At 56.6% G+C, this 24961-nt stretch carries 23 protein-coding genes; 17 read left to right on the plus strand and 6 right to left on the minus strand.

From position 1 onward, the window contains the following. Window positions 1-82 precede the first annotated feature (82 nt). The 15 genes from gyrA to EY643_RS06575 all read left to right on the plus strand — a co-directional run bounded on the left by gyrA (window position 83) and on the right by EY643_RS06575 (window position 17004). Window positions 83-2746 carry a DNA gyrase subunit A gene (gyrA, locus tag EY643_RS06505; RefSeq protein WP_152661432.1) on the plus strand — a complete coding sequence of 888 codons (2664 nt, stop codon included), beginning with the start codon at window positions 83-85 and terminating at the stop codon, window positions 2744-2746. A 121-nt stretch (window positions 2747-2867) separates the two neighbouring features. Further along, window positions 2868-3947, plus strand: coding sequence for a 3-phosphoserine/phosphohydroxythreonine transaminase (gene serC, locus EY643_RS06510; protein ID WP_152661433.1), 1080 nt, complete (start codon window positions 2868-2870; stop codon window positions 3945-3947). A gap of 4 nt (window positions 3948-3951) precedes the next feature. Next, window positions 3952-5079 (plus strand): prephenate dehydratase, encoded by a 1128-nt coding sequence (gene pheA / locus EY643_RS06515; RefSeq protein WP_152661434.1) that lies wholly within the window; start codon window positions 3952-3954, stop codon window positions 5077-5079. A gap of 6 nt (window positions 5080-5085) precedes the next feature. Beyond that, window positions 5086-6000: a prephenate dehydrogenase/arogenate dehydrogenase family protein gene (locus EY643_RS06520; protein ID WP_152661435.1), complete on the plus strand. Its 915-nt coding sequence runs from the start codon at window positions 5086-5088 to the stop codon at window positions 5998-6000. A gap of 11 nt (window positions 6001-6011) precedes the next feature. Then, window positions 6012-7316 carry a 3-phosphoshikimate 1-carboxyvinyltransferase gene (aroA, locus tag EY643_RS06525; protein ID WP_152661436.1) on the plus strand — a complete coding sequence of 435 codons (1305 nt, stop codon included), beginning with the start codon at window positions 6012-6014 and terminating at the stop codon, window positions 7314-7316. A 3-nt stretch (window positions 7317-7319) separates the two neighbouring features. Continuing rightward, window positions 7320-8000, plus strand: coding sequence for a (d)CMP kinase (gene cmk, locus EY643_RS06530; protein WP_152661437.1), 681 nt, complete (start codon window positions 7320-7322; stop codon window positions 7998-8000). 141 nt (window positions 8001-8141) lie between these two features. Beyond that, on the plus strand, window positions 8142-9818 hold the full coding sequence (rpsA, locus tag EY643_RS06535; RefSeq protein ID WP_152661438.1) for a 30S ribosomal protein S1: 1677 nt from the start codon (window positions 8142-8144) through the stop codon (window positions 9816-9818). Window positions 9819-9982: 164 nt separating this feature from the next. Then, window positions 9983-10279: an integration host factor subunit beta gene (gene ihfB, locus EY643_RS06540; RefSeq protein ID WP_152661439.1), complete on the plus strand. Its 297-nt coding sequence runs from the start codon at window positions 9983-9985 to the stop codon at window positions 10277-10279. A gap of 77 nt (window positions 10280-10356) precedes the next feature. Beyond that, entirely contained in the window at window positions 10357-10662 is a 306-nt protein-coding gene (locus EY643_RS06545; protein WP_152661440.1) for a lipopolysaccharide assembly protein LapA domain-containing protein, read from the plus strand. Further along, window positions 10655-11860 (plus strand): lipopolysaccharide assembly protein LapB, encoded by a 1206-nt coding sequence (gene lapB / locus EY643_RS06550; RefSeq protein WP_152661441.1) that lies wholly within the window; start codon window positions 10655-10657, stop codon window positions 11858-11860. Before EY643_RS06545 ends, lapB begins: the two co-directional genes overlap by 8 nt. A gap of 13 nt (window positions 11861-11873) precedes the next feature. Further along, window positions 11874-12575 (plus strand): orotidine-5'-phosphate decarboxylase, encoded by a 702-nt coding sequence (gene pyrF, locus EY643_RS06555; protein ID WP_152661442.1) that lies wholly within the window; start codon window positions 11874-11876, stop codon window positions 12573-12575. A gap of 117 nt (window positions 12576-12692) precedes the next feature. Next, window positions 12693-12989 (plus strand): ComEA family DNA-binding protein, encoded by a 297-nt coding sequence (locus EY643_RS06560; protein WP_152661443.1) that lies wholly within the window; start codon window positions 12693-12695, stop codon window positions 12987-12989. A 59-nt stretch (window positions 12990-13048) separates the two neighbouring features. Next, complete coding sequence (locus tag EY643_RS06565) at window positions 13049-13939, plus strand: NAD-dependent epimerase/dehydratase family protein (RefSeq protein ID WP_152661444.1); 891 nt, start codon at window positions 13049-13051, stop codon at window positions 13937-13939. Next, entirely contained in the window at window positions 13891-14910 is a 1020-nt protein-coding gene (locus tag EY643_RS06570; protein ID WP_152661445.1) for an MraY family glycosyltransferase, read from the plus strand. Before EY643_RS06565 ends, EY643_RS06570 begins: the two co-directional genes overlap by 49 nt. Window positions 14911-14979: 69 nt before the next feature. Then, the gene (locus EY643_RS06575; RefSeq protein ID WP_152661446.1) at window positions 14980-17004 is read left to right on the plus strand and encodes a polysaccharide biosynthesis protein; all 2025 of its coding nucleotides are present in this window, start codon (window positions 14980-14982) and stop codon (window positions 17002-17004) included. Here EY643_RS06575 and EY643_RS06580 read toward each other — a convergent pair whose 3' ends face one another. The 3 genes from EY643_RS06580 to EY643_RS06590 all read right to left on the minus strand — a co-directional run bounded on the left by EY643_RS06580 (window position 17005) and on the right by EY643_RS06590 (window position 20982). Next, window positions 17005-17421, minus strand: coding sequence for a DUF6524 family protein (locus EY643_RS06580; RefSeq protein WP_152661447.1), 417 nt, complete (start codon window positions 17419-17421; stop codon window positions 17005-17007). Between the two features lie 38 nt (window positions 17422-17459). Beyond that, a complete protein-coding gene (locus EY643_RS06585) occupies window positions 17460-18662 on the minus strand; it encodes an iron-containing alcohol dehydrogenase (protein ID WP_152661448.1) in 1203 nt (400 codons plus the stop codon). 79 nt (window positions 18663-18741) lie between these two features. Continuing rightward, entirely contained in the window at window positions 18742-20982 is a 2241-nt protein-coding gene (locus EY643_RS06590; protein WP_152661449.1) for a 6-phosphogluconolactonase, read from the minus strand. Window positions 20983-21317: 335 nt separating this feature from the next. Between EY643_RS06590 and EY643_RS19570 the strand changes: the two genes are divergently transcribed. Then, window positions 21318-21596, plus strand: a complete 279-nt coding sequence (locus tag EY643_RS19570; protein ID WP_170287304.1) for a hypothetical protein — start codon at window positions 21318-21320, stop codon at window positions 21594-21596. A gap of 13 nt (window positions 21597-21609) precedes the next feature. On the opposite strand, the gene EY643_RS06595 is transcribed toward EY643_RS19570, so the two are convergent. The 3 genes from EY643_RS06595 to EY643_RS19875 form a co-directional block, all read right to left on the minus strand. After that, entirely contained in the window at window positions 21610-22338 is a 729-nt protein-coding gene (locus EY643_RS06595) for an HNH endonuclease (protein ID WP_152661450.1), read from the minus strand. Between the two features lie 268 nt (window positions 22339-22606). Further along, window positions 22607-23383 (minus strand): type II restriction endonuclease, encoded by a 777-nt coding sequence (locus EY643_RS06600; protein WP_152661451.1) that lies wholly within the window; start codon window positions 23381-23383, stop codon window positions 22607-22609. After that, window positions 23373-23780: a helix-turn-helix domain-containing protein gene (locus EY643_RS19875; protein ID WP_420841640.1), complete on the minus strand. Its 408-nt coding sequence runs from the start codon at window positions 23778-23780 to the stop codon at window positions 23373-23375. Before EY643_RS19875 ends, EY643_RS06600 begins: the two co-directional genes overlap by 11 nt. Between EY643_RS19875 and EY643_RS06610 the strand changes: the two genes are divergently transcribed. After that, window positions 23674-24948, plus strand: a complete 1275-nt coding sequence (locus EY643_RS06610; protein WP_152661453.1) for a DNA cytosine methyltransferase — start codon at window positions 23674-23676, stop codon at window positions 24946-24948. The genes EY643_RS19875 and EY643_RS06610 overlap by 107 nt on opposite strands. Window positions 24949-24961: the final 13 nt, after the last annotated feature.

Genomic DNA, 24961 nt, shown 5'->3' on the forward strand with positions numbered 1-24961 from the left:
CAAAGTGCGTTGCACCCCGTTTAACACAGCATAATTAATTCAAGACGAGGCCTGTAAAAATGGCCGTGGGATACAGTCGTACATGGGTGATTTAGCGAAAGAAATTCTTCCCGTCAATATTGAAGACGAGATGAAACAATCCTACCTCGATTACGCAATGAGCGTGATCGTGGGCCGCGCGCTGCCAGACGTGCGCGACGGGCTCAAGCCAGTTCACCGGCGTGTGCTTTTCGCTATGAACGAGCTCAACAACGATTGGAATAAAGCCTACAAAAAGTCCGCCCGTGTGGTCGGTGATGTTATCGGTAAATATCACCCTCACGGTGACTCCGCTGTGTACGACACTATCGTGCGCATGGCCCAGCCGTTCTCTATGCGCTACATGCTGGTAGACGGGCAGGGTAACTTCGGCTCCATCGACGGCGACAATGCCGCCGCGATGCGTTACACCGAAATCCGGATGCAGAAAATCTCCCACCAGATGCTCGCTGACCTGGATAAGGAGACTGTGGATTTCGTCGATAACTACGACGGCACAGAGCAGATTCCCGCGGTGCTGCCGACCCGCGTCCCCAGCTTGCTGGTTAACGGTTCCTCCGGTATTGCCGTGGGCATGGCCACCAATATTCCGCCGCATAACCTCACCGAGGTCATCAGTGGCTGCCTGGCCCTGCTGAGCGATCCCGAACTCACCGTCGACGAGCTCATGGAGCATATTCCGGGCCCTGATTTCCCTACCGGTGCGATCATCAATGGCCGCGCAGGTATTATCCAGGCCTATCGCACTGGCCGCGGTCGCATATACGTGCGTGCGCGGGCCGAAGTCATTACCGACGAGAAGCGCGGCAAAGACATCATCCTGATCCACGAAATTCCCTACCAGCTGAACAAGGCGCGCCTGATCGAGCGTATTGCCGAGTTGGTAAAAGAGAAGAAGCTTGAGGGCATTACTGAACTCAGGGACGAATCTGACAAGGACGGCCTGCGGGTTGTGATCGAGCTTCGCCGGGGTGAAGTGGGCGATGTTGTGCTCAACAATCTCTATTCGCAGACGCAGCTGCAGTCAGTATTCGGTATCAATATGGTGGCCCTGGTGGATGGCCAGCCCAAGATACTGAACCTCAAGGAAATACTCGAAGCGTTTATCCGTCACCGTCGCGAGGTTGTGACGCGTCGTACCGTGTACCTGCTGCGCAAGGCGCGTGAGCGAGGCCATATTCTCGAAGGTCTCGCCATAGCGCTGGCCAATATTGACCCAGTGATCGAGTTGATCAAGGCGTCACCTAGCTCTACTGAAGCTAAGGAAAAACTGCTGGCACGTGCCTGGGAACCAGGTGATGTCAGCGGCATGCTGGAGCGCGCCGGTGCCGATGCCTGCCGCCCGGATGAGCTGGACCCGATGTACGGTGTTCGCGAAGGCAAATACCACCTGTCTCCTGCGCAGGCTCAGGCCATTCTCGAGTTGCGCCTGCATCGCCTGACTGGCCTCGAGCACGAGAAGCTGCTCAACGAATTCGAGGAGAGACTGCGCGAAATCGGCGAGTACCTGGAAATCCTGTTTGATCCTGAGCGCCTCAAAGTTGTTATTCGTGAGGAGCTGGAAGAAATTGTTGCCGAGTATGGCGACGAGCGTAAAACTGAAATCACCGCCAGCCAGCACGACCTCACAGTGGAAGATCTGATCACTGAAGAGGACCGGGTGGTTACTATTTCTCACGGGGGTTATGCCAAGACCCAGCCTCTGACCGACTATCAGGCGCAGCGCCGTGGCGGTATGGGCAAGTCTGCCACCTCAGTGAAAGACGAGGATTTTGTAGAGCATCTGCTGATTGCCAGCACCCATGCCACTATTCTCTGCTTCTCCAACCTGGGCAAAGTCTATTGGCTCAAGGTTTACCAGATTCCTCTGGCCGGGCGCAATTCTCGCGGCCGCCCGATGGTCAACCTGTTGCCATTGGAAGACGGCGAACGTGTCACTTCCATTCTGCCGGTGGAAGAGTATACCGAGGGCCATTACATCTTTATGGCCACCGCCAACGGCACTGTTAAGAAGACTGCACTGACCGATTTCTCGCGTCAGCGCAGCGTCGGCTTGCGTGCACTGGACCTGGTCGAGGGCGATGTGCTGGTTGGCACCGCTATCACCACCGGCGAACAGGACGTGATGTTGCTGTCCAGTGAGGGCAAAGCCGTTCGATTCAAAGAGGGTGATGTGCGCCAGATGGGCCGCACCGCCAAGGGCGTACGGGGTATCAAGCTGGGCGAGGGCCACGAGATGATTTCCCTGATCGTGCCCCGTGAGGGTGGTCGCGTATTGACCGTGTCTGAACACGGCTACGGCAAGCGCACTGAAATCACGGGTTTCCCCACGAAGGGACGCGGCAATAAGGGTGTGATCGCCATGGCGACTACCGAGCGCAACGGCAAGTTGGTCGGCGCGGTTCAGGTTTTCGATGGCGACGAACTGATGCTGATATCCAACCAGGGCACGCTCGTGCGTACCCGTGCGGATGAGATCTCTATTCTTGGTCGAAATACGCAGGGTGTGCGCGTTATCCGCACCAAGGAAGGCGAAGCGCTGGTGAGTGTAGAGCGTATCGATGAGCCAGAGGAGGAAGTGCTGCTCGAGGGCGAGGGATCCAGCGAGAGTGCAGAATCTGCTTCGGATGAAGCATCCAGCGAAATGACAGAATCCGTCGAAGGTGAAGCATCCAGCCAGGATGAAGAGCCCGGCGAGGAGACATGATAGTTCGCGACGACTGTTCGCGCCTACCTATTATTCAGGAATAAACACCCCCATTTGATCGTTCTTTCTCATGGGGGGCGGCCGACGGTCGCGATTTAAACCACAATTTGAGAACCAGACCATGACCCGCAAATACAATTTCTGCGCCGGCCCGGCGGCTCTGCCCGAGGCGGTACTGGAAACAGCCCGAGACGAAATCCTCGACTGGCATGGCGCCGGCCTGTCCATTATGGAAATGAGCCATCGTAGCCCGGAAGTCGTGAGCGTTGCCGAACATGCCGAGGCCACGCTGCGTGAGCTTATGGGTATTTCGGACGACTACGCGGTGCTGTTTTTGCAAGGTGGTGCCAGCACCCAGTTCGCCGCCGTCCCCCTCAATTTGATGGGCGAGAATGGCACGGCTGACTACGTCAACACCGGGCAGTGGTCCAAAAAAGCGATCGCAGAGGCAAAGCGCTATGGCAATGTAAACGTGGCAGCGACCTCCGAGGACACCAACTTTTCCACTATCCCGCCGCGGGATAGCTGGCAGCTGAGCGACGGCGCCGCGTATTTGCACTACACGCCCAATGAAACAATTGGTGGTGTGGAGTACTTCTGGGTGCCCCAGGCCGATGTCCCGTTGGTGGTGGATATGTCTTCTACTATTCTATCTCGTCCGGTGAATGTCGATGACTACGGCGTGATATACGCTGGCGCCCAGAAAAACATCGGCCCCGCCGGCCTGACTATTGCGATCGTGCGCAGGGATCTACTGGGCAAGGCTGTGCCAAGCTGCCCGGCGATGCTCAACTGGCAGACCGCCGCGGACAATGACTCCATGTACAACACTCCGCCCACGTACGCGATGTACCTGGCTGGCCTGGTGTTCGATTGGCTCAAAGCGCAGGGTGGCCTGACGGCGATGGAGACTGTCAACCGCCGCAAGGCTGAAAAGCTCTATGGCGCCATCGATGGCTCGGATTTCTATGCCAATCCGGTGGAAGTGCAGAGCCGCTCGCTGATGAACGTGCCATTCACCCTGGCGGATGCTGGTCTGGACAAGCAGTTCCTCGCCGAGGCCGATGAGGCCGGTCTGCTTAACCTGAAAGGGCATCGCTCTGTCGGGGGCATGCGCGCGAGCATATACAACGCAGTGGGCGAAGATGCTGTAGACGCACTCATCGCTTTCATGCAGGACTTCGAACAACGCAACGGGTAAGCCCATGGCGGATAACGGTGACAATCGCACCCTGGACGAGGTTCGTGTCGATATCGACTCGATCGACCGGGAAATACAGCAGCTTATCAGCCGCCGGGCGAAGTGTGCCCAGCGGGTAGCAGATATCAAACTCGCCGAAGTGCAGGCCGCCCTGGAAGCGGGCGACACGGAAGCCGAGGTAGTTTACTACCGGCCCGAGCGCGAGGCTCAGGTGCTGCAGAATATTATCGATCGCGAAGAAGGGCCGCTGCAGGGCGAGACAGTGGCGCATATTTTTCGCGAGGTCATGTCCGCCTGTCTGGCACTGGAGAAACCGCTGCAGGTGGCGTATCTGGGCCCGGAGGGCACGTTTACCCAGGCGGCCGCGATTAAGCACTTTGGTCATGCTGCCGTGTGTGTGCCCCGCGGGACCATCGCCTCAGTATTTGCGCAGGTTGAGTCTGGTGAGTGTAATTATGGCGTTGTGCCAGTGGAAAATTCCACCGAAGGCATGGTCAGTCACACGCTGGACAACTTTATGGATTCCTCGCTGAAGATTTCCGGTGAGGTGGAAATGGGTATCGGTCACCATCTGTTGGTGGCGAGCCACACGGGTAAGGGCGATATCCAGCGAATTTGTGCACACCAGCAAGCCCTGGCGCAGTGCCGTAACTGGCTGGACCGCAACTGGCCCGATATCGAGCGGGTAGCTGTGAGCAGTAATGGTGAAGCAGCGCGCATGGCGGTAGACATGCCAGGTGTCGCGGCCATCGCTGGCGATATGGCTGCAGAGCTTTACGGTCTCGAAAAGCTCGCAGAGCACATCGAAGACTATGCCGATAACACGACGCGCTTCCTGATAATTGGCCGCGAGGAAGTACCGGCCTCGGGTCGCGACAAAACCTCTATTATTGTCTCCAGCCGCAACAAGCCAGGCGCTCTGTTTACCCTGCTGGACCCGTTCCGGAAAGCTGGTGTGAGTTTGACCCGAATCGACACCCGGCCTTCGCGCACCGAGAAATGGGCCTATGTTTTCTTTATCGAATTCGAGGGACATCTGCAGGACGAAAATATCGCCGGCATTGTTGGCGAGTTGGAGGAACAGTCCATCCTGCTTAAGCCGCTCGGCTCCTACCCCCGTGCGGTGCTCTGATCGAGTATGGCTACGCGAGTAAGCACAGTTGCCATTCTCGGCCTTGGCTTGATCGGCGGTTCGCTGGCCCGTGCTCTCAAGGCCAATGCATTTTGTGAGCGAGTCATCGGTTACGGCCACCGCGCGCCGTCGCTGGAAAAAGGCGTTGCGCTGGGGGTGATTGATAGCTTCACCCTTGATTTGGACGAGGTCATCGAGAGCGCTGACATTCTCGTGATCTGCACGCCGACCCTGATTGCCGAGCAGGTGCTGGAACAGATTCTGCCGCGCATTGCTGGCCGACAGGATGCGCCGGTGGTGACCGATGCGGCGAGCGTCAAAGGAAATCTTGAAAGCGCCGCCCGGCGCATCTGCGATGGCCGCTACCCCGCCAACTTTGTGCTGGGCCACCCCATTGCGGGTTCTGAGCAGAGTGGCGTGGCCGCCTCAAAGGCGGATCTTTACGTTAATCACCGGGTGATCATCACGCCGGTGGCAGAAAACGATGCTGCTGCGTTGGACCTGGTGCGCGATATGTGGGCTGCCACGGGCGCAGAGGTTGTCGATATGAGCGTCGCGCAGCATGATGCTGTGCTGGCCGCGACCAGCCACTTACCGCATGTGCTTGCGTATTCCCTGGTGGATGCATTGGCCCAGTCCGACGCCAGCGACGAGATTTTCCGCTGCGCTGCCGGTGGCTTTCGCGACTTTACCCGTATAGCATCCTCCGACCCGGTCATGTGGCGAGATATCGCCATAGCCAACAAGGGGGCGCTGCTCGACTCGATCGATCTGTTCAGTGAGCATCTGGCCAGCCTGCGGGCTGCGGTGGAAGCCCAGGACAGTGATGGCATGCATGCAACGTTTACCCGGGCCAAGGCGGCGCGGGATGAATTCGCCGCGATCCTGGCAGAGCGCCAGGGCGACAAGGCAGAGAGTTAGAGAAAGAGACTATGGAATTTTTGTTAAAACCCGGCGGTACCATCTCTGGTGAGGCGCGCGTGCCCGGCGACAAGTCGATGTCGCACCGCTCGATTATGCTGGGCGCACTCGCCGAAGGCACGACCCATGTTAAGGGTTTTCTTGAGGGAGAAGACGCCCTGGCCACCCTGGGGGCTTTTCAAGCCATGGGCGTTGAAATCGAGCGTCGCGGCGAGGGTGAGGTTGTTGTTCACGGCGTTGGGCTGCACGGCCTGAAAGCGCCGACTGAGCCACTTGATCTGGGTAATGCCGGCACCGGTATGCGCCTGATGGCGGGTTTGATGGCAGGTCAACCCTTCGATACCGTACTGACGGGTGACGCTTCCCTTTGCAGTCGTCCCATGGGCCGGGTGATCACCCCACTGCAAAAAATGGGTGCCGAGATCGAATCCGAAGAGGGTGGTCGTCCGCCTCTGCGCATAAAAGGCGGCAGGAGCCTCCGCGGTATTCACTACGATCTGCCGATGGCCAGCGCCCAGGTTAAATCCTGCACCCTGCTGGCGGGGCTCTATGCCGAGGGTCGCACCTCCGTGACTGAGCCTGCGCCCACTCGCGACCACACCGAGCGCATGTTGCGCGGTTTCGGCTATCAGGTGAAATGTGAGAATGAGGTCATCAGTCTTGAATCCGGTGGCCGCCTCGTCGCCGGTGACATCGATGTGCCCGCGGATATATCCTCCGCTGCTTTTTTCCTGGTGGCCGCGGCCATCGCGCCGGGTTCGGACCTGCTGCTGACGCACGTAGGCATTAATCCCACCCGGGTAGGGGTATTGAATATCCTGACCCTGATGGGCGCTGATATCACCCTCAAGAATGAACGTGAAGTTGGTGGTGAGCCCGTAGCTGATATCTACATACGCTATGCGCCCCTTAAGGGTATCGAAATTCCTGAAGACCAGGTGCCGCTGGCCATCGATGAGTTCCCGGTGCTGTTTATTGCTGCCGCCTGTGCCGAGGGCCGCACCGTGCTGCGCGGCGCAGAAGAACTGCGGGTGAAAGAGAGCGACCGTCTCGCCGCAATGGCCGAGGGCCTGGACACCCTGGGCGTGAAAAGCGAGCTGCTCGACGACGGCATTGTGATCGACGGTGGAACCATGGGTGGCGGAAAAATTCGCACGCACATGGATCATCGTATCGCCATGGCGTTCAGTATTGCAGCGCTGCGCGCAGAAGAAGAAATTCATGTTCTGGATTGCGATCACGTGGCTACGTCCTTCCCCGGCTTCGATGCACTGGCCCGTGGCCTGGGGCTGCAGATCACCGCACAGGCTGATTAAGCAGTGCAAGATGCCCCGGTAATAGCTGTCGACGGGCCCTCAGGGGCCGGCAAGGGCACTATCAGTCATCTTCTCGCAGACAGGCTCGGCTGGCACTTTCTGGACAGTGGGGCGCTTTACCGTGTCACTGGCCAGGCCTGCCTGATAGAGGGTGTCAGTTGGGATGATCATCCCGCTGTCACCGAGGTGGCTCGCCACCTGGATGTGTCCTTTACCTATGCCGAGTCAGGCGAAGTACTGGTGGCCTATAAGGGCGCTGATGTTTCCGCCGTTATTCGCACGGAGGAGGGCGGGCGCGGCGCTTCGACCGTTGCAGCTATCCCTGCCGTTCGCGATGCCTTGCTCGCTCGTCAGCGTGAATTCTGCCGGCCTCCGGGCCTGGTCGCAGATGGCCGCGACATGGGCACGGTGGTTTTCCCTGCAGCGGACCTCAAGTTTTTCCTCACTGCATCGGCTGAGGAGCGCGCTGAGCGGCGCTTCAAACAGTTGATATCAAAGGGTGAAAGTGTTAGTCTCCCGCGCCTTCTGGAGGACATCCAGGAGAGAGATGCGCGCGATTCGACGCGATCTGTCTCTCCCCTGGTGCCCGCCGAGGACGCCATAGTCATCGATAGCACCACCACTACGATCGAGCAGGTTTTTGATCAGGTGATGTTAGAAGTGGCACGAAAAGGTCTCTATTAGCGGATAAAATCCGCGATCTCCTTTTAAATGGCATACACTGTTGAGGTGGCTGAATCCAGTCATAGCTTCCTTGTACAGTGCTTTTAAACAACCCCGTACCCGGCTGGAGGGACGGATGACTAAACCTATAGGTAATGTGTAATGAGCGAATCTTTCGCCGAACTATTTGAAGAGAGCCTGAAAACAGTCGACATGCAGCCCGGTGCAATCGTAACCGGCGTAGTGATCGACATCGACAGCGACTGGGTCACCGTACATGCGGGCCTCAAGTCTGAAGGTATTATCCCCCGTTCCCAGTTCACCGACGCCGCAGGCGAATGCTCACTGAGCATCGGTGACGAAGTACAGGTAGCCCTGGAATCCGTAGAAGATGGCTTTGGTGAAACCAAACTGTCTCGCGAGAAAGCCAAGCGTGCTGAAGCCTGGAAAGAGCTGGAAGCCGCCCACGAGGCCGAAGAAGTGGTCAAGGGCGTCATCAACGGCAAGGTCAAGGGTGGTTTCACCGTCGACATCAACACAATCCGCGCGTTCCTGCCGGGCTCCCTGGTAGACGTACGTCCCGTTCGCGAGACCGTCCATCTGGAAGGCAAGGAACTCGAATTCAAGGTCATCAAGCTCGACCAGAAGCGCAACAATGTCGTGGTATCACGTCGCGCAGTCATGGAAGCGGCTAACAGCGAAGAGCGCGAAGCGCTGCTGGAGACCCTGCAAGAAGGCATGTCCGTCAAGGGTATCGTCAAGAACCTGACCGACTACGGTGCTTTCGTAGATCTGGGCGGCGTAGACGGCCTGCTGCACATTACCGACATGGCCTGGAAGCGCATCAAGCATCCTTCCGAGATCGTGGAAGTTGGTCAGGAAATCGACGTCAAGATCCTCAAGTTCGATCGCGAGCGCAACCGCGTTTCTCTGGGTCTCAAGCAACTGGGTGAAGATCCCTGGGTCGAGATCACTGGTCGCTACCCCGAGGGCAGCCGCGTCAAGGCCAAGATCACCAACCTCACCGACTACGGCTGTTTTGCCGAGCTCGAAGAGGGTGTGGAAGGTCTGGTGCACGTATCCGAAATGGATTGGACCAACAAGAACGTACACCCTTCCAAGATCGTCCAGCTGGGCGACGAAGTGGAAGTTATGGTTCTGGACATCGACGAGGAGCGTCGTCGCATCTCCCTGGGTATCAAGCAGTGCATGCAGAACCCCTGGGATGCATTCGCTTCCAAGTGCCAGAAAGGCGACAAGATTGCCGGCTCCATCAAATCCATCACCGACTTCGGTATCTTCATCGGTCTGGAAGGCAACATCGATGGCCTGGTGCACCTGTCCGACATCAGCTGGAACGAAACTGGCGAAGAAGCGGTTCGCAACTACAAGAAGGGCGACGAGATTGAGACAGTTATCCTGTCCGTCGATCCTGAGCGCGAGCGCATCTCTCTCGGTATCAAGCAGCTGGAAGACGATCCGTTCGGCAACTACATCGCAGTCAATGACCGTGGCGCTATCGTCACCGGTGAAGTGATTGAAGTAGAAGCCAAAGAAGTGATCATCAAACTGGCTGACGAAGTTGAAGGCATCCTGAAGGCGTCCGACATTTCCCGCGACCGTGTGGAAGATGCGCGTAACTCCTTCAAGGTTGGCGACTCCGTTGAAGCCAAAATCGTCTCTGTGGATCGCAAGAACCGCGGCGTAGTTCTGTCCATTAAGGCCAAGGATTACGACGACGAGCAGGAAGCTGTGAAGTCACTGAAAGACGCCGAGCAGGAAACAGCGTCTCCAGGTACTATCGGCGACCTGATCAAGGCGCAGATGACCGAGAAGTAATTCTCGATCTGATCCAAACAAAAAAGGCCCGCTTATGCGGGCCTTTTTTTATGTCTGAAAAAAATGTGATCTTTTCGCACTTTTCCTATATAAAATAAGCACTTGCGCAATATAGAATCAGGGTCCACAATAATTCCCGGTGAAATAACGCCCGAATAAGAGCTATGACCAAGAGTGAATTGATCGAAACAATTGCGGCCAAGCAGAACCAGCTGTCCTCGAAGGACGTTGAACTGGCCGTAAAAACTATTCTCGAGCACATGTCCCAGTCCCTCTCGACCGGTGACCGTATCGAGATCCGTGGCTTTGGCAGCTTCTCGTTGCACTACCGTGAGCCGCGCAGGGGCCGCAACCCCAAGACCGGTGATGCGGTAGAGCTCACTGGCAAGTATGTACCTCATTTCAAACCCGGCAAAGAATTGCGAGAGCGGGTCAATCTGGGGCTGCAACAGGGCCTTTAAGCTTGCCCTGAATATCACAGGCGGTATGATCGCACCGGTCATACCGCTTTTTTATATCTGCCATTCTGGATACTCGCATGAAGCTGTTTCGCAACCTCATTTCCATTGCCCTGGTCCTGGCGTTTGCCGCTGTGGGTGTGCTGTTCGCATTGCAAAACAAAGAGCTGGTGCCGCTGGATATGCTGTTCTACACCTTTGAACCGCACAGCCTGGCGCTGTGGGTTCTGGGAGCGTTTGCAATTGGTGGATTGCTGGGTCTGCTGCTCTCATCCGGCATGATCGTACGTCAGCGGACGTCGCTTGCCAGCGCCAACCGCCAGTTGGCCAAGGCGCGGGCAGAGGTGGACAAACTGCGCACGGCGGGCCTGAAAGACGGTGAATGATTACCTCGTCTTCCTTCTTCTTTTTGTAGCAATCGCCATAGGCTGGCTCCTTGGCCGGCGCTCCCAGCGGCAGGTCGTCGCGAGCCCGGATCTTCCCGGGCAGTACTACAAAGGCCTCAATTATTTGCTGGACGGCCGCCCCGATGGCGCTATCGATGCGTTTATCGATGCACTGGAAGTCAACTCCGAGACCATGGAGACGCATATCGCTCTTGGCAACCTGTTGCGCAAGAAGGGAGAGGTAGACCGGGCAATTCGTATCCACCAGAACCTGCTGGCGCGACCCAGCTTGCCGCGAGCACAGGTGCACGCCGCTCACCTTGAACTGGCCCGGGATTACATCAGTGCCGGCTTGCTCGATCGAGCCGAACGCCTACTGTTGGACTTGGTGGCGGAGTCGCCGCTGCAGCGGCGGGCAAGCCAGCGTCATTTGCTCGACATCTTTCAGAGTGAACGTGAATGGCAGCGCGCCATCGATGTCGCGAACGACCTGATACCGCGCAAGACCCTGCTTGGCGGAGCACCCCAGGAATCGGCAGAGCCAGGTCAGAATGTGGCCACGGTGATCCCCCACTATTTTTGTGAGCTCGCGGCAGAAAAGCGCGAGCAGGGCGATATCCAGGGCGCCCGCAATTTGCTGCAGGGAGCATTGGATCAGGACAAGGAGTGTGTGCGAGCCTCGATTATGCTCGGTGAAGTTGAGTGCGAGGCGGGCCGCTACAAACAGTCCATCAAGGCCTTGCGCCGGGTGCGACAGCAGGATCCGGCCTACATCAGCGAGACCATTCCTGTGCTGCGGCGCTGCTACCGGGAACTGGGCGATGAAAAGTCGCTGCGAGCGTATTTGCGTGAATGCCTTGAGGCTCACCCCTCGCCACCACTGGTGATCGCCGCGGCGGAAGATATCCTGGTCTCACAAGGCAGTGACGAGGCGGAGGCGTTTCTTGCCAAACAGCTGGAACAACGCCCCTCTATGCGCGGCCTGGAACAACTGATCGGTTTGCAGATCAAGGCTACCGAGGGCAAGGCCCAGGATAACCTTGGCTTGCTGCAGGTGTTGGTGAAGCGGCTGATTGAAGAGCGGCCGGCCTATCGCTGCAGTCACTGTGGATTTGCCGGGCGTCATATGCACTGGTTCTGCCCTGGTTGCAAATACTGGGGCACGATCAAAACAATTCGCGGCACCAGTCTGGAATGATTGAGGAAATTTGATGAACGACAAACCCGTACTGGTTGCCCTGGATTACCCCGACGCGGAAACGGCGCTGGCATTTGCCGACAAACTCTCGCCGCAGCTTTGCCGCGTGAAAGTGGGCAAGGAACTCTATACTCGCAGCGGCGCCTCGCTGGTCGAATCGCTGCAGGCGCGGGGTTTCGATGTGTTTCTGGACCTCAAGTTTCACGATATACCCAACACGGTTGCTGGCGCGGTGCGTTCTGCCGCCGAGCTCGGCGTGTGGATGGTCAACGTCCATGCCAGTGGTGGGCGGCGCATGATGGAGGCCGCCGCCAATGCCTTGCAGGCCTACCAGCAACCGCCGATTCTGATTGCAGTGACTGTGCTCACCAGTATGTCTGACGATGATCTGCGAGAGCTGGGTTACACCGAATCAGCTGCCGAGCGTGTGTCGCGCCTGGCTGCGCTCACCCAGTCCAGTGGTCTGGACGGTGTAGTGTGTTCTGCGATGGAGGCTCCCGGATTGCGCGCCGATCGCGGCGATGACTTCTGCCTTGTCACGCCGGGGATACGTCTTGCAGGTGATGATGCCGGCGACCAGCGTAGAGTGCTGACCCCCGCGGATGCTGTCGCCAACGGGGCTGACTACCTGGTGATTGGCCGCTCTATAACTGCAGCGGCAGACCCTATTGCGGCGCTGGAGCGAGTGCACCGTGAACTGGAAATCATCGGCTGAGGCCAGTTCCCATCAATTGCGCGCGCACACGCCTTGCAGCGCGTATTTGTTGCTAGACTCACCTCTCGATACGGATGCCTGCACGGATGCAGAGTTTAGAGAGCAAGGAGACTAGCTATGAAAAACATCATCAATCCCAATGTGTTTGCCACCTGCCTGATGGCACTGTTGCTTGCCATCGGCGCGGGACATGCCGCCGCCGAAGATTTGCCGCCGGGCAGTGTGAACATCAATACCGCTGATGCGACGGCGCTCGCCGGCGGGCTCAGTGGTGTAGGTGCCAGCAGGGCCGAGGATATTGTGCGCTATCGAGAGGAGTTCGGGCCGTTTACGACGCTTGAGCAGCTCACGGAAGTAAAGGGTATCGGCCAGGCCACGGTTGATCGCAACCGTTCGGTAATAACTCTGGATTAAGCCGGGCGCATCCGTATCATGAGGGGGCTTATGTCCCCTTATTTTTTTCACATTCCGCGATGAAGTGTCTGGTCACTGGCGCTACCGGATTTATTGGCCGTGCGTTATGCCCCGAGCTGGCAAGCCGTGGCCATGAGGTGCTCGCGATCAGCCGCGGCGTCAACGCGCCGGCTTGCGCTGATGTTCTGGTGATGGATCTTGCCCGAGGAGTGCCGGACTCTGTCCGCCTCGAGGGTGTCGACGCCGTTATTCATCTCGCCGGTATTGCTCACCAAAAGGCAGCAGCGCAGCAGTATCAGCAAGTCAACCGCGATGCGACTCTTGCGCTGGCCCGAGCCGCTCAGGCGGCGGGCGTTCGCCACTTCATTTTCGTGTCCAGCGTGAAAGCGATGGGCCCGGCTCAGGACGGACACGCGCGCGGTGAGGACGATGTCTTTCCCACAACTGACCCCTACGGCCAGAGTAAATGGCAGGCGGAGCTTGGTCTGCAGGAATTGGCCGCGGGCGGCGAGATGGCGGTGACGATTTTGCGCCCTGCACTGGTCTATGGCGCTGCGCCGAAGGGCAATCTGGCCTTGCTGGACCGCGGGGTCGATTTCGGCTTGCCGCGACCACCGGAGGAGGGCGGCCGCTCAATGATTGGGCTGCCGGACCTGGTTGATCTATTGTGCCAATTGGCGACATCTCCGGGCAGCGGTACCCACACCTGGATTGTCAGTGACGGGGAGAGCTATTCGAGCCGGACGGTTCACGATGCGCTGCGCGCAAGGCGCGGTGCGCCCGTCGCGAGTAGCTGGTGCCCGCGCTGGGTTTGGATGGCTGGCGCCCGCATGCTGGGCGCGCGCGACAAGCTGTTTGGTTTCGAGCACTACGATAACAGCGCGCTGCTGGCGGCAACCGATTGGCGACCGCAGTCGCGGCTGCAAGACGTGCTGGCGAGGAAGACCTGATGCCCGCCTTGCTGATCACCCTGGCAATATCGATTGTCCTCTGCGGCCTGTATCTGAAGCTGGCGCGTCGCCTGCAGATAATGGACTTGCCTAACGAGCGCAGCTCTCACACCTTGCCCACCCCACATGGCGGGGGTACTGCGATGTTGGTTGCTTTCAGCCTCGGACTGGCAGCGGCAGCGTGGATGGGCATGGCGTGGCATTCGCAGTATCTCGCGCTCGCCGGCGGCGCATTGTTACTGATGTTGGTGGGGGTGGTGGATGACCTGCGGGGGTTGCCGGTGCGTCTGCGTTTCTCCTTCTACGCTCTGTGTTCCGTCGTGCTGGTGAGCGTTCTGCTAAAGCCCCATGGGGGCCAGTGGCTGGTGGCACTTGTGGCCGCCTTCGCCTTGCTGTGGATGCTCAATCTCTACAATTTCATGGATGGCATAGACGGTATCGCTGCGCTGCAGGCGACGATAGCCTGTGTCGGGGCAGCCATAATCAGCTGGTTCTATGCGGCAGATTTGCAGTACTTCTTTTTCTGCCTCCTTCTGGCTGCAGCCCAGTTGGGATTCCTCTGCTGGAACTGGCCCCCAGCGCGCATGTTCATGGGGGATGCGGGCAGCGTTCCTACGGGGTTCCTGGTGGGTGGCCTGGCACTGCTCGGTGCGGTGGAAGGCACACTACCACTGGCCTGCTGGCTGATTCTGCTGGCTGTTTTTGTGACCGACGCGAGCTACACACTGGTCGCCCGGATGTTCGCCGGCGAGCGATTCACCCAGCCTCACAGGACGCACGCCTACCAGCGGCTGAGCCGCCATTGGGGCGGTCATTTACCCGTTGATATGCTGCTGTTGGCTATCAATGCTCTGTGGCTCTTTCCTTTAGCCCTGACCACAAGTTTGTGCCCCAAGTTCTCATTTTTATTGGTAATTTTGGCATATATACCCTTGCTCTACGGCATGGCTAAAGCCCGGAAAGTGGGCTAGTATCCTTTACTCGCTGCATCAACAAAAACACCAGCAGTGATACGACCAATCAAGGATTGAGGGAAGGAATTGCTGAAATTTCTGGGCAGCATATGTTCGCGCGCGTCTTCAACGGTAGTTGGCGGCCTGCGGGATGCCCTTGAAAGGCTCATCGAGCTTCCTCGCAATATCAAACAAGCCTGCCTGCTGGCGTTGGACATGTTCTATGTCACCGTGGCCATGTGGGCGGCGGTGGCTTTTCGCTATGGTCACACTGACTTCACGCTCGGTTCTGTTGAAATTTTCTGCGGTGTCTTCACCGTGCTGGTCAGCGCCGTCATCTTCTTGCGACTCGGCCTCTATCGCGCTGTCATCCGCTTCATGGGTCAACAGGCCATTTGGGCGATTATCACGGCAGTTAGTTATTCAACCCTGATTCTCGGGGCTGCGGTTTTCTTCACTCAGGCCGAGGTGCCCCGTTCCATGCCCTTTATCTACTGGGGCCTGGCCATGCTTGGGATCGGTGGAACGCGTTTGAGTGTGCGCGCCTATTACCAGGCGAAGCTGCGTTCCATGTCTGAGAACGTGATCATCTATGGTGCTGGCGCTTCTGGACGGCAGCTGCTCACCGCGCTCAATCACGGCGACCAATACCGCGCAGTCTTCTTTGTCGATGACGATATTCGCCTGCAGCATGCTGTGATCAATGGCCTGCAGGTGGCCCATCCCGACCATATTGAGCAATTGATCGCGGCACACGATATCACCCAGGTGCTGCTTGCAGTGCCCTCTGCTTCGCCGGAGCGACGCAAGGAAATTATCAATTCCCTCGTGGGTCTGCCGGTATATGTGCGTACCGTGCCGCGCATCGCCGAATTGGTTGCCGGAGAAGCCAGCGTTAACCAGATTCAGGACATTGATCTGGATGACTTGTTGGGCCGTGAACCGGTCCCGGCCAAGCCGGAACTGATCGACCGCTGTATCACCGGTAAAGTGGTGATGGTGACGGGCGCAGGTGGCTCCATTGGCTCTGAGCTATGCCGCCAGATCCTGGCCGCATCGCCCCGCGAACTGATTCTGCTGGATAATTCTGAATACGCGCTCTACAACATCGAGCGCGAGTTGCGTGCGACGCTCGAACACACCGCTTACGATTTCAATATCGTACCGCTGCTGGGTTCGGTGCAGGACCAGCGACGATTGGAAAGTGTTTATCGCACGTTCTCCGTGAATACGGTCTACCACGCCGCGGCCTACAAACATGTGCCGATGGTCGAGTACAACGTGGCCGAGGGTGTAGCCAACAATGTCTTCGGCACCTGGTACGCCGCTGAAGCAGCACGCAAGGCCGGTGTTGATACCTTTGTTCTGGTGTCGACGGACAAGGCAGTGCGACCTACCAATGTTATGGGTGCGTCCAAGCGCTTCGCCGAGATGATCCTCCAGGGCCTGGCCCAGAGAGATACCCACACCCGTTTTTGTATGGTCCGGTTCGGTAATGTCCTTGGTTCCTCTGGCTCGGTAGTCCCCCTGTTTCGTGAGCAGATTGAAAGCGGCGGCCCAGTCACCGTGACGCACCCGGAAGTTACCCGCTATTTTATGAGTATTACCGAGGCTGCCCAGTTAGTACTGCAGGCCGGCGCCATGGGCACTGGTGGTGATGTATTTGTGCTGGATATGGGAGAGCCGGTGCGTATCGTTGACCTCGCCCGACGCATGATTCGCTTGAGCGGTTACGAGATGGATCACGATACGCATGTGGGTGAGCATATCGATATTGAGTTTATTGGCCTGCGCCCCGGTGAAAAACTGTATGAAGAGTTGTTGCTGGGCAGCAATGTGACCGGCACCGGTCACGCGATGATCATGCGGGCTGAAGAGGAGTGCCTCACCTACGGCCAGATGCACCACTATGTTTCAGAGCTCATTCGCTACTGTGACGCTCTGGATTGCGACGGTATTACCAAAGTGTTGCGCGCCGCTGTCAGTGGCTTCATGGAGCACGAAGTGCGCCATGACTATCTGTGGACCAAGCAGGGTCAGGTCGGCGAACAGCCGCGTGCACCTGTGGTCGTATCCAACGTGAAAGAACTCTTCCCCGAAAAATCGCCCTGATTAGTCCTCGACGTCGTCCACATCCACCTGGCCCGTGAGGCGACGGCGGATGTGAGACCAGGACATTCCTACCGCCAGAATCAGCGACAGCACCGTCAGCGCCAGCCATGTGATCGCGCCAGTAGAATCCAGGCTCAACCAGCCGATATCCACGAATAGCCAGATAATGCAGGCAAACAGTGCGGCTCCCAGAATGATGCCCAGCCAGCCCAGAGACAGGAACGTAGCGCGCAGGAAGACAATCCAGGCAATCAGCAGGGATATGCCGATGATGGCCGTGACCGGGCCGAACTCATGGCCCTCGGCCATCACATAACTGACGTAAGACAAGTCGCTGGGGTTATAAGTGCCGAACACCAGCGCTGCGGCAAAGACTACTCGCAGCGCAAAACCCAGTGCGTCAAAATTGCTGGCCATATCTGTTTTCCTTCGAAATTTTTATCAGCTTAGTCGAGTCATGCGGCTTCGAGCAAGCCGCGCACAATGCCGGATATTTCTGCTTCGGACATATAGCGCGGAACCGGGTAGATACTGCCAGCCTCAGCGATAGCCTCTTCGACAATACCGGGTACGTCGGCCTGGGTCAGGCCCCTGGGTTTCAGTGGCAGCTCCATCTCGGCGCGCATATCAACGATTGCCTGAATAAACTGACGAGCCAGGGTGGCATCGTCATCGCTCTCGCTGCCAATGTTCACATCCCTGGCCAACTGCGCCAGACGCTCGTGTACACAGGCACCGTAATTGCTCAGTACTTCCGGTAGTACCATGGCGTTGGCGTTGCCGTGGGGGGTATGGCAAACGCGGCCCAGCTGGTGAGCGATGCCGTGCACATAACCTACTGAGGTGCGCCCGAAGGCGGAGCCGGCGTAGAACGCAGCCAGTGCCATGCCATCGCGGGCCTCGAGATCATCGCCTTTGTGCCATGCGCGGGTCAGGTTTTTGAATATCAGTTTCACGGCGGCAACGGCCTGCACTTCGGTCGCCGGGGTGGAGGAGGTGGCGATATAGGATTCCACCGCATGCGTGAGTGCGTCCATGCCAGTAGCTGCGGTGATGCCGGGAGGCATACCCTTCATGATGTCCGCGTCCAGCGCGACGTAGCCGGGCATCAGCTTGTTGTCGATCACCGGGACTTTTGCGTGGGTGTCGGGGTCTGAAATGACTGAAACATACGTGATTTCTGAGCCTGTACCTGCGGTGGTGGGTACGGCAAAAATAGGTACGGCGAGATTCTTTGATTTCTGGATGCCGTCGAAATCATCCAGAGTGCCCGGATTGGTATGCAGCAGGGCGATCAATTTACCGGCATCGAGTACCGATCCGCCACCGACGGCGAGCACGGCATCACAGGATTCAGTGCGCAGCAGGGCTTCGCCGGCCTGGATTTGGTCAAAGGCCGGATCCGGTAGCACACCGTCAAAGATTGCATAGCGGGTGTTGTTTTCGTCAAGAGTCGCTTTAATACCGTCAAGGATGCCTGAGCTTGCGAGAAAGCTGTCAGTGACGATCAATATCTTGCTGTGACCGAGCACGGCGAACTGCTTGGCCAGTGTGTTGGCGGAGCCTGCGCCGGAAAATATCACAGGAGCAGGGCGTGGAATCAGGCGCAAGAGCCAGGTGACGGTAAAGGCGCGAAATTTGTAGTACAACGTTTTCATTGGGTCTTCTTATCCGGTGGCATAGAAAGACCATGATACGAGAGCTGAAGCGCTCAAGCCACCTTCTCAAGCTACCTTGTCAGCCCACTTTGTGCCGGCGTCGATGTTGTGCGCGTTTCTGCTTCTTGAGCCAGCGATCGACGCTGGCGAGCCGGGTTATGCGGCCTTCGTCCGCTGCTTTGGCGAGGTTCTCATTGACGAACCGGGTCATCGCTGAGGTGATCTGTCTGACCATCCGATTCCCCTCGTTGTTGGTGGCCATGACCAGCAGGTGGGGGTTGAGCATATCAATGGGGAGGTCCTGTTCGCTGCGCTCGATAAGCACGTAGCGCAGTGTGGCTTTCAGGTCGTCCACCTTGTTGACACCCTCTATAGCCAGTCGTTTCTCTACGAGATATTCGAATTCTTCCCGGTGACGCCGGGCAGATACCAGAAAGTCATCCTGGTGCACGATGCTGATCCAGGGGATGTCATAGGCGAGCAGGATCTCCAGCGCCTGTAGATGTCGCTGCTGGTATTCGGCGGGGTTGCACAGTGCCGCCTCAATTTCTTTCGTGAGGCCATAGAGTGAAACAGTGCGCAGCAGACGGCTGCCTACCAGTCGCAATACGTAGGGGATGTCGGCATTGAGCAGGCGGTGTTGCACCGTGCTGTTGTTTAGCAGTCTGCGGACAGCCAGGTTGAGGCTGTTAATCATCGGTCGGGCGATTTTGCGCTGAAGAAAACGCTCCAGCCCGGCAATATCCTCGTTGCTTGTGGCAATGGCCTCAGCGTGGACCGGATGCAGTTTTCCCTGATCTTCGCGATCATAGATCTGCTCGAATCCGCCGTAGTCGAGTTGTGTCTGGTGGCGCAGGTGGGCGACCAGCGATTTAATATTTTGCCCGGTGTTGGGGCCATCGGCAGGTGACCAGGTGGCAAGGTGAATCATACCGCCGGCGCGCAGGGCGTCGACCAGGTCTCTGTCTTCACGGCGCAGACGCTCGTAGGGCAGGGGGGCTGCGCCGGGCTCCGGCAAGAGGGAAAGTAGCAGGTGATCCATGATGACGCCCGCGATACTGTGGCCTGCCACCGGGGTGGGGCGATTGCGGCGCCAGTTGCGCAGGATGGCTTTGCGCAGCGCCAGGGCGTAGTGGGGGAATATTTCATCTTGTGGGAGAAACTTGGCTCTGCTGCCCCGGTGCAGCGCTGACACGGTCCACGAGCTAGGCAGGCGAATCAGCAGGCTGGCGAAACTGAACAGGCCAAGAAAACCGTGCATGAGCAGGATATGTACGCCGTCCTGTTCATCTCCGGCGCGCGTCTCGGCTTTGTTCTGAACAAGCTGGCCCCGCTCTTTATACTCGAATACGGTCTCGTCAAAGTGGAGCGCCTGTTCGTCGGCGAAGATATAGACCTTGTTGGCGATGTCCCAGGTCTCCCGCAACAGGCGCAATGGTGTTTCCATCACTGTTTGCTCGAAGTCAGTGACTTCGTCCATTTCCAGCCGACCGAGCGCTTTTAGCTTGAGCGTGCCAGCCACCAGCAGGGATACAGTTTCAGCGTTGGTAAAGACGCCGCGATTGAGGGCGACGCGCAGGGCGTTATTCTCCTGTGCTAGCAGCACGACCGCAGGCTCTTTCTCGGCGAGGTCGGGAGAATAGGGGGGGAACGACCCAAGCGTACCGTCTTTGCCGATACCACTGATGAGATAGTGGAAAGACATGCTGGCACCGACGCGGCGACAGATTTCCTGCTGGTAGCGTTCCCGCTCTGCCCGGGCCAATTGCAAGGCGCGACGTTTGTTTCCCGCTTGTAAGGCACGATGGGCCGGGGCGAGGTTGATGGGATTGCACAGGCGCTTCACCACAGCATCCACAATATCCTCACGGTCGGCGCTGCGCTCCAGGTCCAGTTTGCGGCGTATCGCATTCAGGCCCCGGATGCGGCAGAGTTTTTCCGCCAGCGGCTGGAGGAAGTTTAGTCGCAGCGACTGCTCAGCACTCTCCCAGTGCTTTTCCCCGGTAGATTCCTCGAGAAAAAAGAAGCGCACATGGCCTAGCCAGTCGATCTTGCTGTGATGCAATTCCAGCCACGCATGATATTGGGCCTTGATGGTATTGCCACCGCCGATGGCGATGGTGAAGTGGTTGCGCTTGTACGGCCCCCATGCCCGGAGCCGATCGCGCTCAAGCCAGTCCGAATAGCGCTCATACATGAGGTTTGCAGCCTGGCGGGCGGCGGCGGGCAGATCAGGCGAGATGCCCACGTGGATGCCGGAGTCTTCCTGAACGAGTGAGGTCGAGGTGGATTGGCGTTTGCCCAGCTTGAACGATCGCATCAAATTGCCCGCAGCAGATATGAGGTTATTCTGCCACAGGTCGGCTTCGATGAGCTGACAGCGCGATGCGAAAGTGAGTACTGATCGGGATATTGGACCGGAAAAAGAAAAGGGCCGCACAATATGCAGCCCTTTTCAGAATTTGGCTCCGCCTGCTGGGCTCGAACCAGCGACCCAATGATTAACAGTCATTTGCTCCCCTAAGTCCCTGAATTCCAACTGAAACCCTGCGGTTTCCCGTGTTGGGTGGCCTTAAGAATATCACCTGCGGTATCGAGAAAGGAACTAATTTGTCTCAAACTGGGTCTTACGGGAAACCTTGGGAGAACGTAGGGATGCGTGATTGGTGGGATGAATTTGTGATTGTGCTGTCGCACTCAGGGAGAGCCCAGGTCGCGATTTTGTTGGGCCTATTCTTTTTTGTAGGAGTGCTAACTCTGGGCCATTGGGTTACGCACGATTTTGAACTTCAGATACTGGGACCTGAGGGTAGTGCCTCCATTGCCGAGGCATTCAGAGGCAGGTATGAAAAAGTGGCATTAGCTTCTTTGATTGGATTCCTATCGGTAGCGATTCAGGCTTATCGGAAAGACAGAAAAAGGCTGTTCGGCTGATTTCTCGCTGTATCTAATTTTTCTGGAGCCGATCAATGTTCATGTAGAGCTTCTCTACTCTAACGTCTCGATCTGCTGCGAAGTGCAGGGCGCGGTGGCAGTCGGGGCACACTGCGACAGTGTTTGACACCGTGTCTGGACCTCCTTGTGCAAGAGTGACAACGTGGTGTACTTCTAAGTACGCGGTGCCGTCGTCTTTTACAAATGGAGCGGGCTTCTCGCAGCACTCACAGCTTCCGTCAGCTTCTTGTAGTACCCATGCTTTCACTTCGGGAGATCGGTTGTAGACAGTGCTGTTTCCGTCGCGTTTGGTTGGGCTTTTCAAGCCAGAGGGAGGGAGAATACGAGCATCTGATTGTCCCCAATTGTCCAAGAGCATGGATACCTTCCTGTCCATGTCGACGGGATTAGATGCCTCTGTAGTGGGAGGGTGTATATCATGCATTGCATTCAGAATTTGTGACTGTCTCACGAGCTTTTCAAGGACCGGGCGGACAGTTGGACCAATATTTGGAGCAGGAAGTAGGCCTTTCACGTGCTTGCCACCCAACGAGACCACAACATGTGAAATGTTCATCATTCTGCGCTCAAAAGCTTTGTTCTTTCTGCCGAACTGTGCCTCGAGGTCTCGGTAGATTTGAGCTTTGTTCACTTTCCTACCCTCGGCATCTGCACGAAGCATAAGTGCGTACGCGTCTACTGAGGCTTTCAATTCTTCTTCTGACCAAGCGTCTTCAGCCATTTGGACTTCCTTGTAATGAAATGTGGGATTTGTTCGTTCACCTAGTCACGCGCGAGAGAGGGTAATCGCGTGGGGGTGACAGTAATATGGATAAACGGTTGAAAAATCAATGCTCTATGAGAGGGGAGGGTAAAAATTTGTCCGTATTGTTTGCGAGTTTTCTGGCCTTCATTGTTCCAGACTTATGTACTTCGCTGTATTAATTTTCTCCTCCCTGCAGGAGTTTCGCGAGTGTCTGAGAAGTGCCTCGCGGTCTACAGTTTCTGAACTACTTTTCCGCCAGTATTTTCTCCAGTTGCTTTGCCACTGATTTGGGAATCTTGAAGGGGTAGGCTCTCCAAAACTTATAAAACTCTTCCTCGTTATCAAACGCTCCTCTTCCTGCGCGAAGATCTTCGAGATTTGTGACGGCACCAATGTATTCTCGGGTTGTTGAAGAACGCTCCCTTGAAGCGATTCTCCAGGATGGCTGTATAACGAGTTCGAGTTCAGTGACACGAGTGAGCGAATCTTCGTCCAGGGTGTAAATGACAATCAGGTCAATGTGGGATTTGTAGTTCGCAAATGGGCGAAGTATCGAGGGCCAATCTACCTCAGGAAACTTGAAATAGGTGTTTCCTGTGTAGAGTGTAATCCGGCTCTGGGTTTGTTTTCCGGAGGCGCTCCTACGGGCGACCTTTATATCCACCGCATGGTATTCGTCCGCAAGCAGGCTTCCAGTTAGTTCCAGGTCCGGGTAACCGCGCTCGGTCCCTGGATTCATGCTTATCCCGTCGATCTCACTTATCTTGTTTGTCAGGTAATCAGATATGGATACTTCTACGATGTTTGCGAGCGCGGCAGACTCTTTTGGTAGCGGCTGAAATTGCCCTGATTTTCTGAGCTTCTCTCGCAGCTCTGCTTCGCTGTTGGCTGTTAAAGGCCAGTCGATGGATTCGTTATCGGCTTCTGAATGGGCAATTCCGGTCTTTCGGTATACAGCGTAGGGCTGAAACTCGTATTCTGAGCATATGTCACGTAGCCATTCAGAAAGGTCATTGATCATTCTTATATTCCAGTAGTTCTTCTGGCGTGCATTGGAGGGCTTTGCAAATTTTATCTACGGTTTTGAGGCTCGTATTGTAAGCATTTCGAGTGCCAAGGGATTCAAGAGTTGCTTTGGACAACCCTGTTCGCTGAGCGAGACGTTCGTATGTCATTCGCTCGTTCGATTGCTCACTGTAGGCGGCCATTACGGCTTTGAGGCGTAGACTAATCAATTTAAATCTTGTATTGTGAATACAACAAATGTAACATGACTTATATTGTCTCTGAAATTTGAAAGAATCCCAAGAAATGTACTCCACATTGAGCTTATTCACCGGTGCCGGTGGACTTGACCTTGGACTCCACGCAGCTGGATTCCGCACCAAAGTTGCAGTGGAGTGCGACCCTGTCAGCATTGAGACACTCCGATTTACAGAGAACCGTAAGTGGTGGAAGTCGACAGAAATCTGTAGTGAAGCCATTGAGGATGTATCGAGTGAGCGTTTATTGGAAATGGCTAACTTGGGCGTTGGTGAAGCGCGTCTTTTGGTCGGAGGTCCTCCCTGTCAGCCTTTTTCGAAGTCAGGATACTGGCACAGCGGGGATGCGCAGAGGTTAGACGACCCCAGAGCCAACACCCTGTCGGAGTACTTACGGGTCCTCGAAGACTCCCTTCCCGAAGTTTTTCTTCTCGAGAATGTGCCTGGGTTGGCATTCAGTGAGAAAGATGATGGCCTCAAGCTGTTGAAGAGCGAGGTTGCTGCAATAAACAAGAGACAGGGGACGAATTATAGTCTTAAGGCTGCTCAATTGAATGCGGCTAGTTATGGGGTGCCGCAAACTCGTGAGCGCGTGTTTGTTATCGGCCACCGAGACGGAAAGGAATTCGAATTTCCCGAAGCAAGTCATCAGCTCCCGCCTCGAGTCGATATGTCGGCAGGTATTACTGATATGCCACCGAGGAGAGTAGTGGGAGGGCTTCAGCCCTGGAGCACAGCTTGGGACGCGTTGGCGAAGATTAAAACACCTGATGACCCTGATTTGCATGTGCGTGGCAAGTGGGCTGACCTTTTGCCTTCTATTCCAGAGGGGCACAATTACCTCTATCACACAGAGCGAGGTAAGGGGGTGCCACTCTTTGGGTGGCGTCGTCGGTATTGGAGTATGCTTCTAAAGCTGGCAAAGAATCGCCCCTCTTGGACTCTAACGGCACAACCAGGTCCAGCGATCGGTCCGTTTCATTGGGAGAATCGGCGCTTATCCTCAAGAGAATTGTGCGCGCTCCAAACATTCCCTGCTGATTATCAGATAGTTGGAAACTGTATGATGTCTCACAGACAAGTAGGTAATGCGGTGCCAAGTGCGTTAGCGGAGGTGTTGGGGAGAGAGATTCGGCGGCAGTTCTTTGAAGAAACCCAGGTGTCGACAATTCCTACGCTTCTGCCACAGAGGCAGAAAAGGACACCTTCAGTGTCGCCGGTAGCACCAGTGGCCAAAAAGTATGAGCATCTAATTGGTGACTACGAAGAGCACCCCGGGACTGGGAGGGGGCCTGGAGCTTCCCGAAGGGCCTCTAACCAGTAAGACTAACAACTGG

It is taken from the genome of Halioglobus maricola, assembly GCF_009388985.1.
GTDB lineage: Bacteria > Pseudomonadota > Gammaproteobacteria > Pseudomonadales > Halieaceae > Halioglobus > Halioglobus maricola.

Excerpts from the sequence above, each read along its gene's own strand:
- gyrA (WP_152661432.1), top strand. The coding sequence starts at position 83 with ATGGGTGATTTAGCGAAAGAAATTCTTCCCGTCAATATTGAAGACGAG.
- serC (WP_152661433.1), top strand. The coding sequence starts at position 2,868 with ATGACCCGCAAATACAATTTCTGCGCCGGCCCGGCGGCTCTGCCCGAG.
- pheA (WP_152661434.1), top strand. The coding sequence starts at position 3,952 with ATGGCGGATAACGGTGACAATCGCACCCTGGACGAGGTTCGTGTCGAT.
- EY643_RS06520 (WP_152661435.1), top strand. The coding sequence starts at position 5,086 with ATGGCTACGCGAGTAAGCACAGTTGCCATTCTCGGCCTTGGCTTGATC.
- aroA (WP_152661436.1), top strand. The coding sequence starts at position 6,012 with ATGGAATTTTTGTTAAAACCCGGCGGTACCATCTCTGGTGAGGCGCGC.
- rpsA (WP_152661438.1), top strand. The coding sequence starts at position 8,142 with ATGAGCGAATCTTTCGCCGAACTATTTGAAGAGAGCCTGAAAACAGTC.
- ihfB (WP_152661439.1), top strand. The coding sequence starts at position 9,983 with ATGACCAAGAGTGAATTGATCGAAACAATTGCGGCCAAGCAGAACCAG.
- EY643_RS06545 (WP_152661440.1), top strand. The coding sequence starts at position 10,357 with ATGAAGCTGTTTCGCAACCTCATTTCCATTGCCCTGGTCCTGGCGTTT.
- pyrF (WP_152661442.1), top strand. The coding sequence starts at position 11,874 with ATGAACGACAAACCCGTACTGGTTGCCCTGGATTACCCCGACGCGGAA.
- EY643_RS06560 (WP_152661443.1), top strand. The coding sequence starts at position 12,693 with ATGAAAAACATCATCAATCCCAATGTGTTTGCCACCTGCCTGATGGCA.
- EY643_RS06565 (WP_152661444.1), top strand. The coding sequence starts at position 13,049 with ATGAAGTGTCTGGTCACTGGCGCTACCGGATTTATTGGCCGTGCGTTA.
- EY643_RS06580 (WP_152661447.1), bottom strand. The coding sequence starts at position 17,421 with ATGGCCAGCAATTTTGACGCACTGGGTTTTGCGCTGCGAGTAGTCTTT.
- EY643_RS06585 (WP_152661448.1), bottom strand. The coding sequence starts at position 18,662 with ATGAAAACGTTGTACTACAAATTTCGCGCCTTTACCGTCACCTGGCTC.
- EY643_RS06590 (WP_152661449.1), bottom strand. The coding sequence starts at position 20,982 with ATGCGATCGTTCAAGCTGGGCAAACGCCAATCCACCTCGACCTCACTC.
- EY643_RS19570 (WP_170287304.1), top strand. The coding sequence starts at position 21,318 with ATGCGTGATTGGTGGGATGAATTTGTGATTGTGCTGTCGCACTCAGGG.
- EY643_RS06595 (WP_152661450.1), bottom strand. The coding sequence starts at position 22,338 with ATGGCTGAAGACGCTTGGTCAGAAGAAGAATTGAAAGCCTCAGTAGAC.
- EY643_RS06600 (WP_152661451.1), bottom strand. The coding sequence starts at position 23,383 with ATGATCAATGACCTTTCTGAATGGCTACGTGACATATGCTCAGAATAC.
- EY643_RS06610 (WP_152661453.1), top strand. The coding sequence starts at position 23,674 with ATGTACTCCACATTGAGCTTATTCACCGGTGCCGGTGGACTTGACCTT.
- EY643_RS19875 (WP_420841640.1), bottom strand. The coding sequence starts at position 23,780 with ATGCTGACAGGGTCGCACTCCACTGCAACTTTGGTGCGGAATCCAGCT.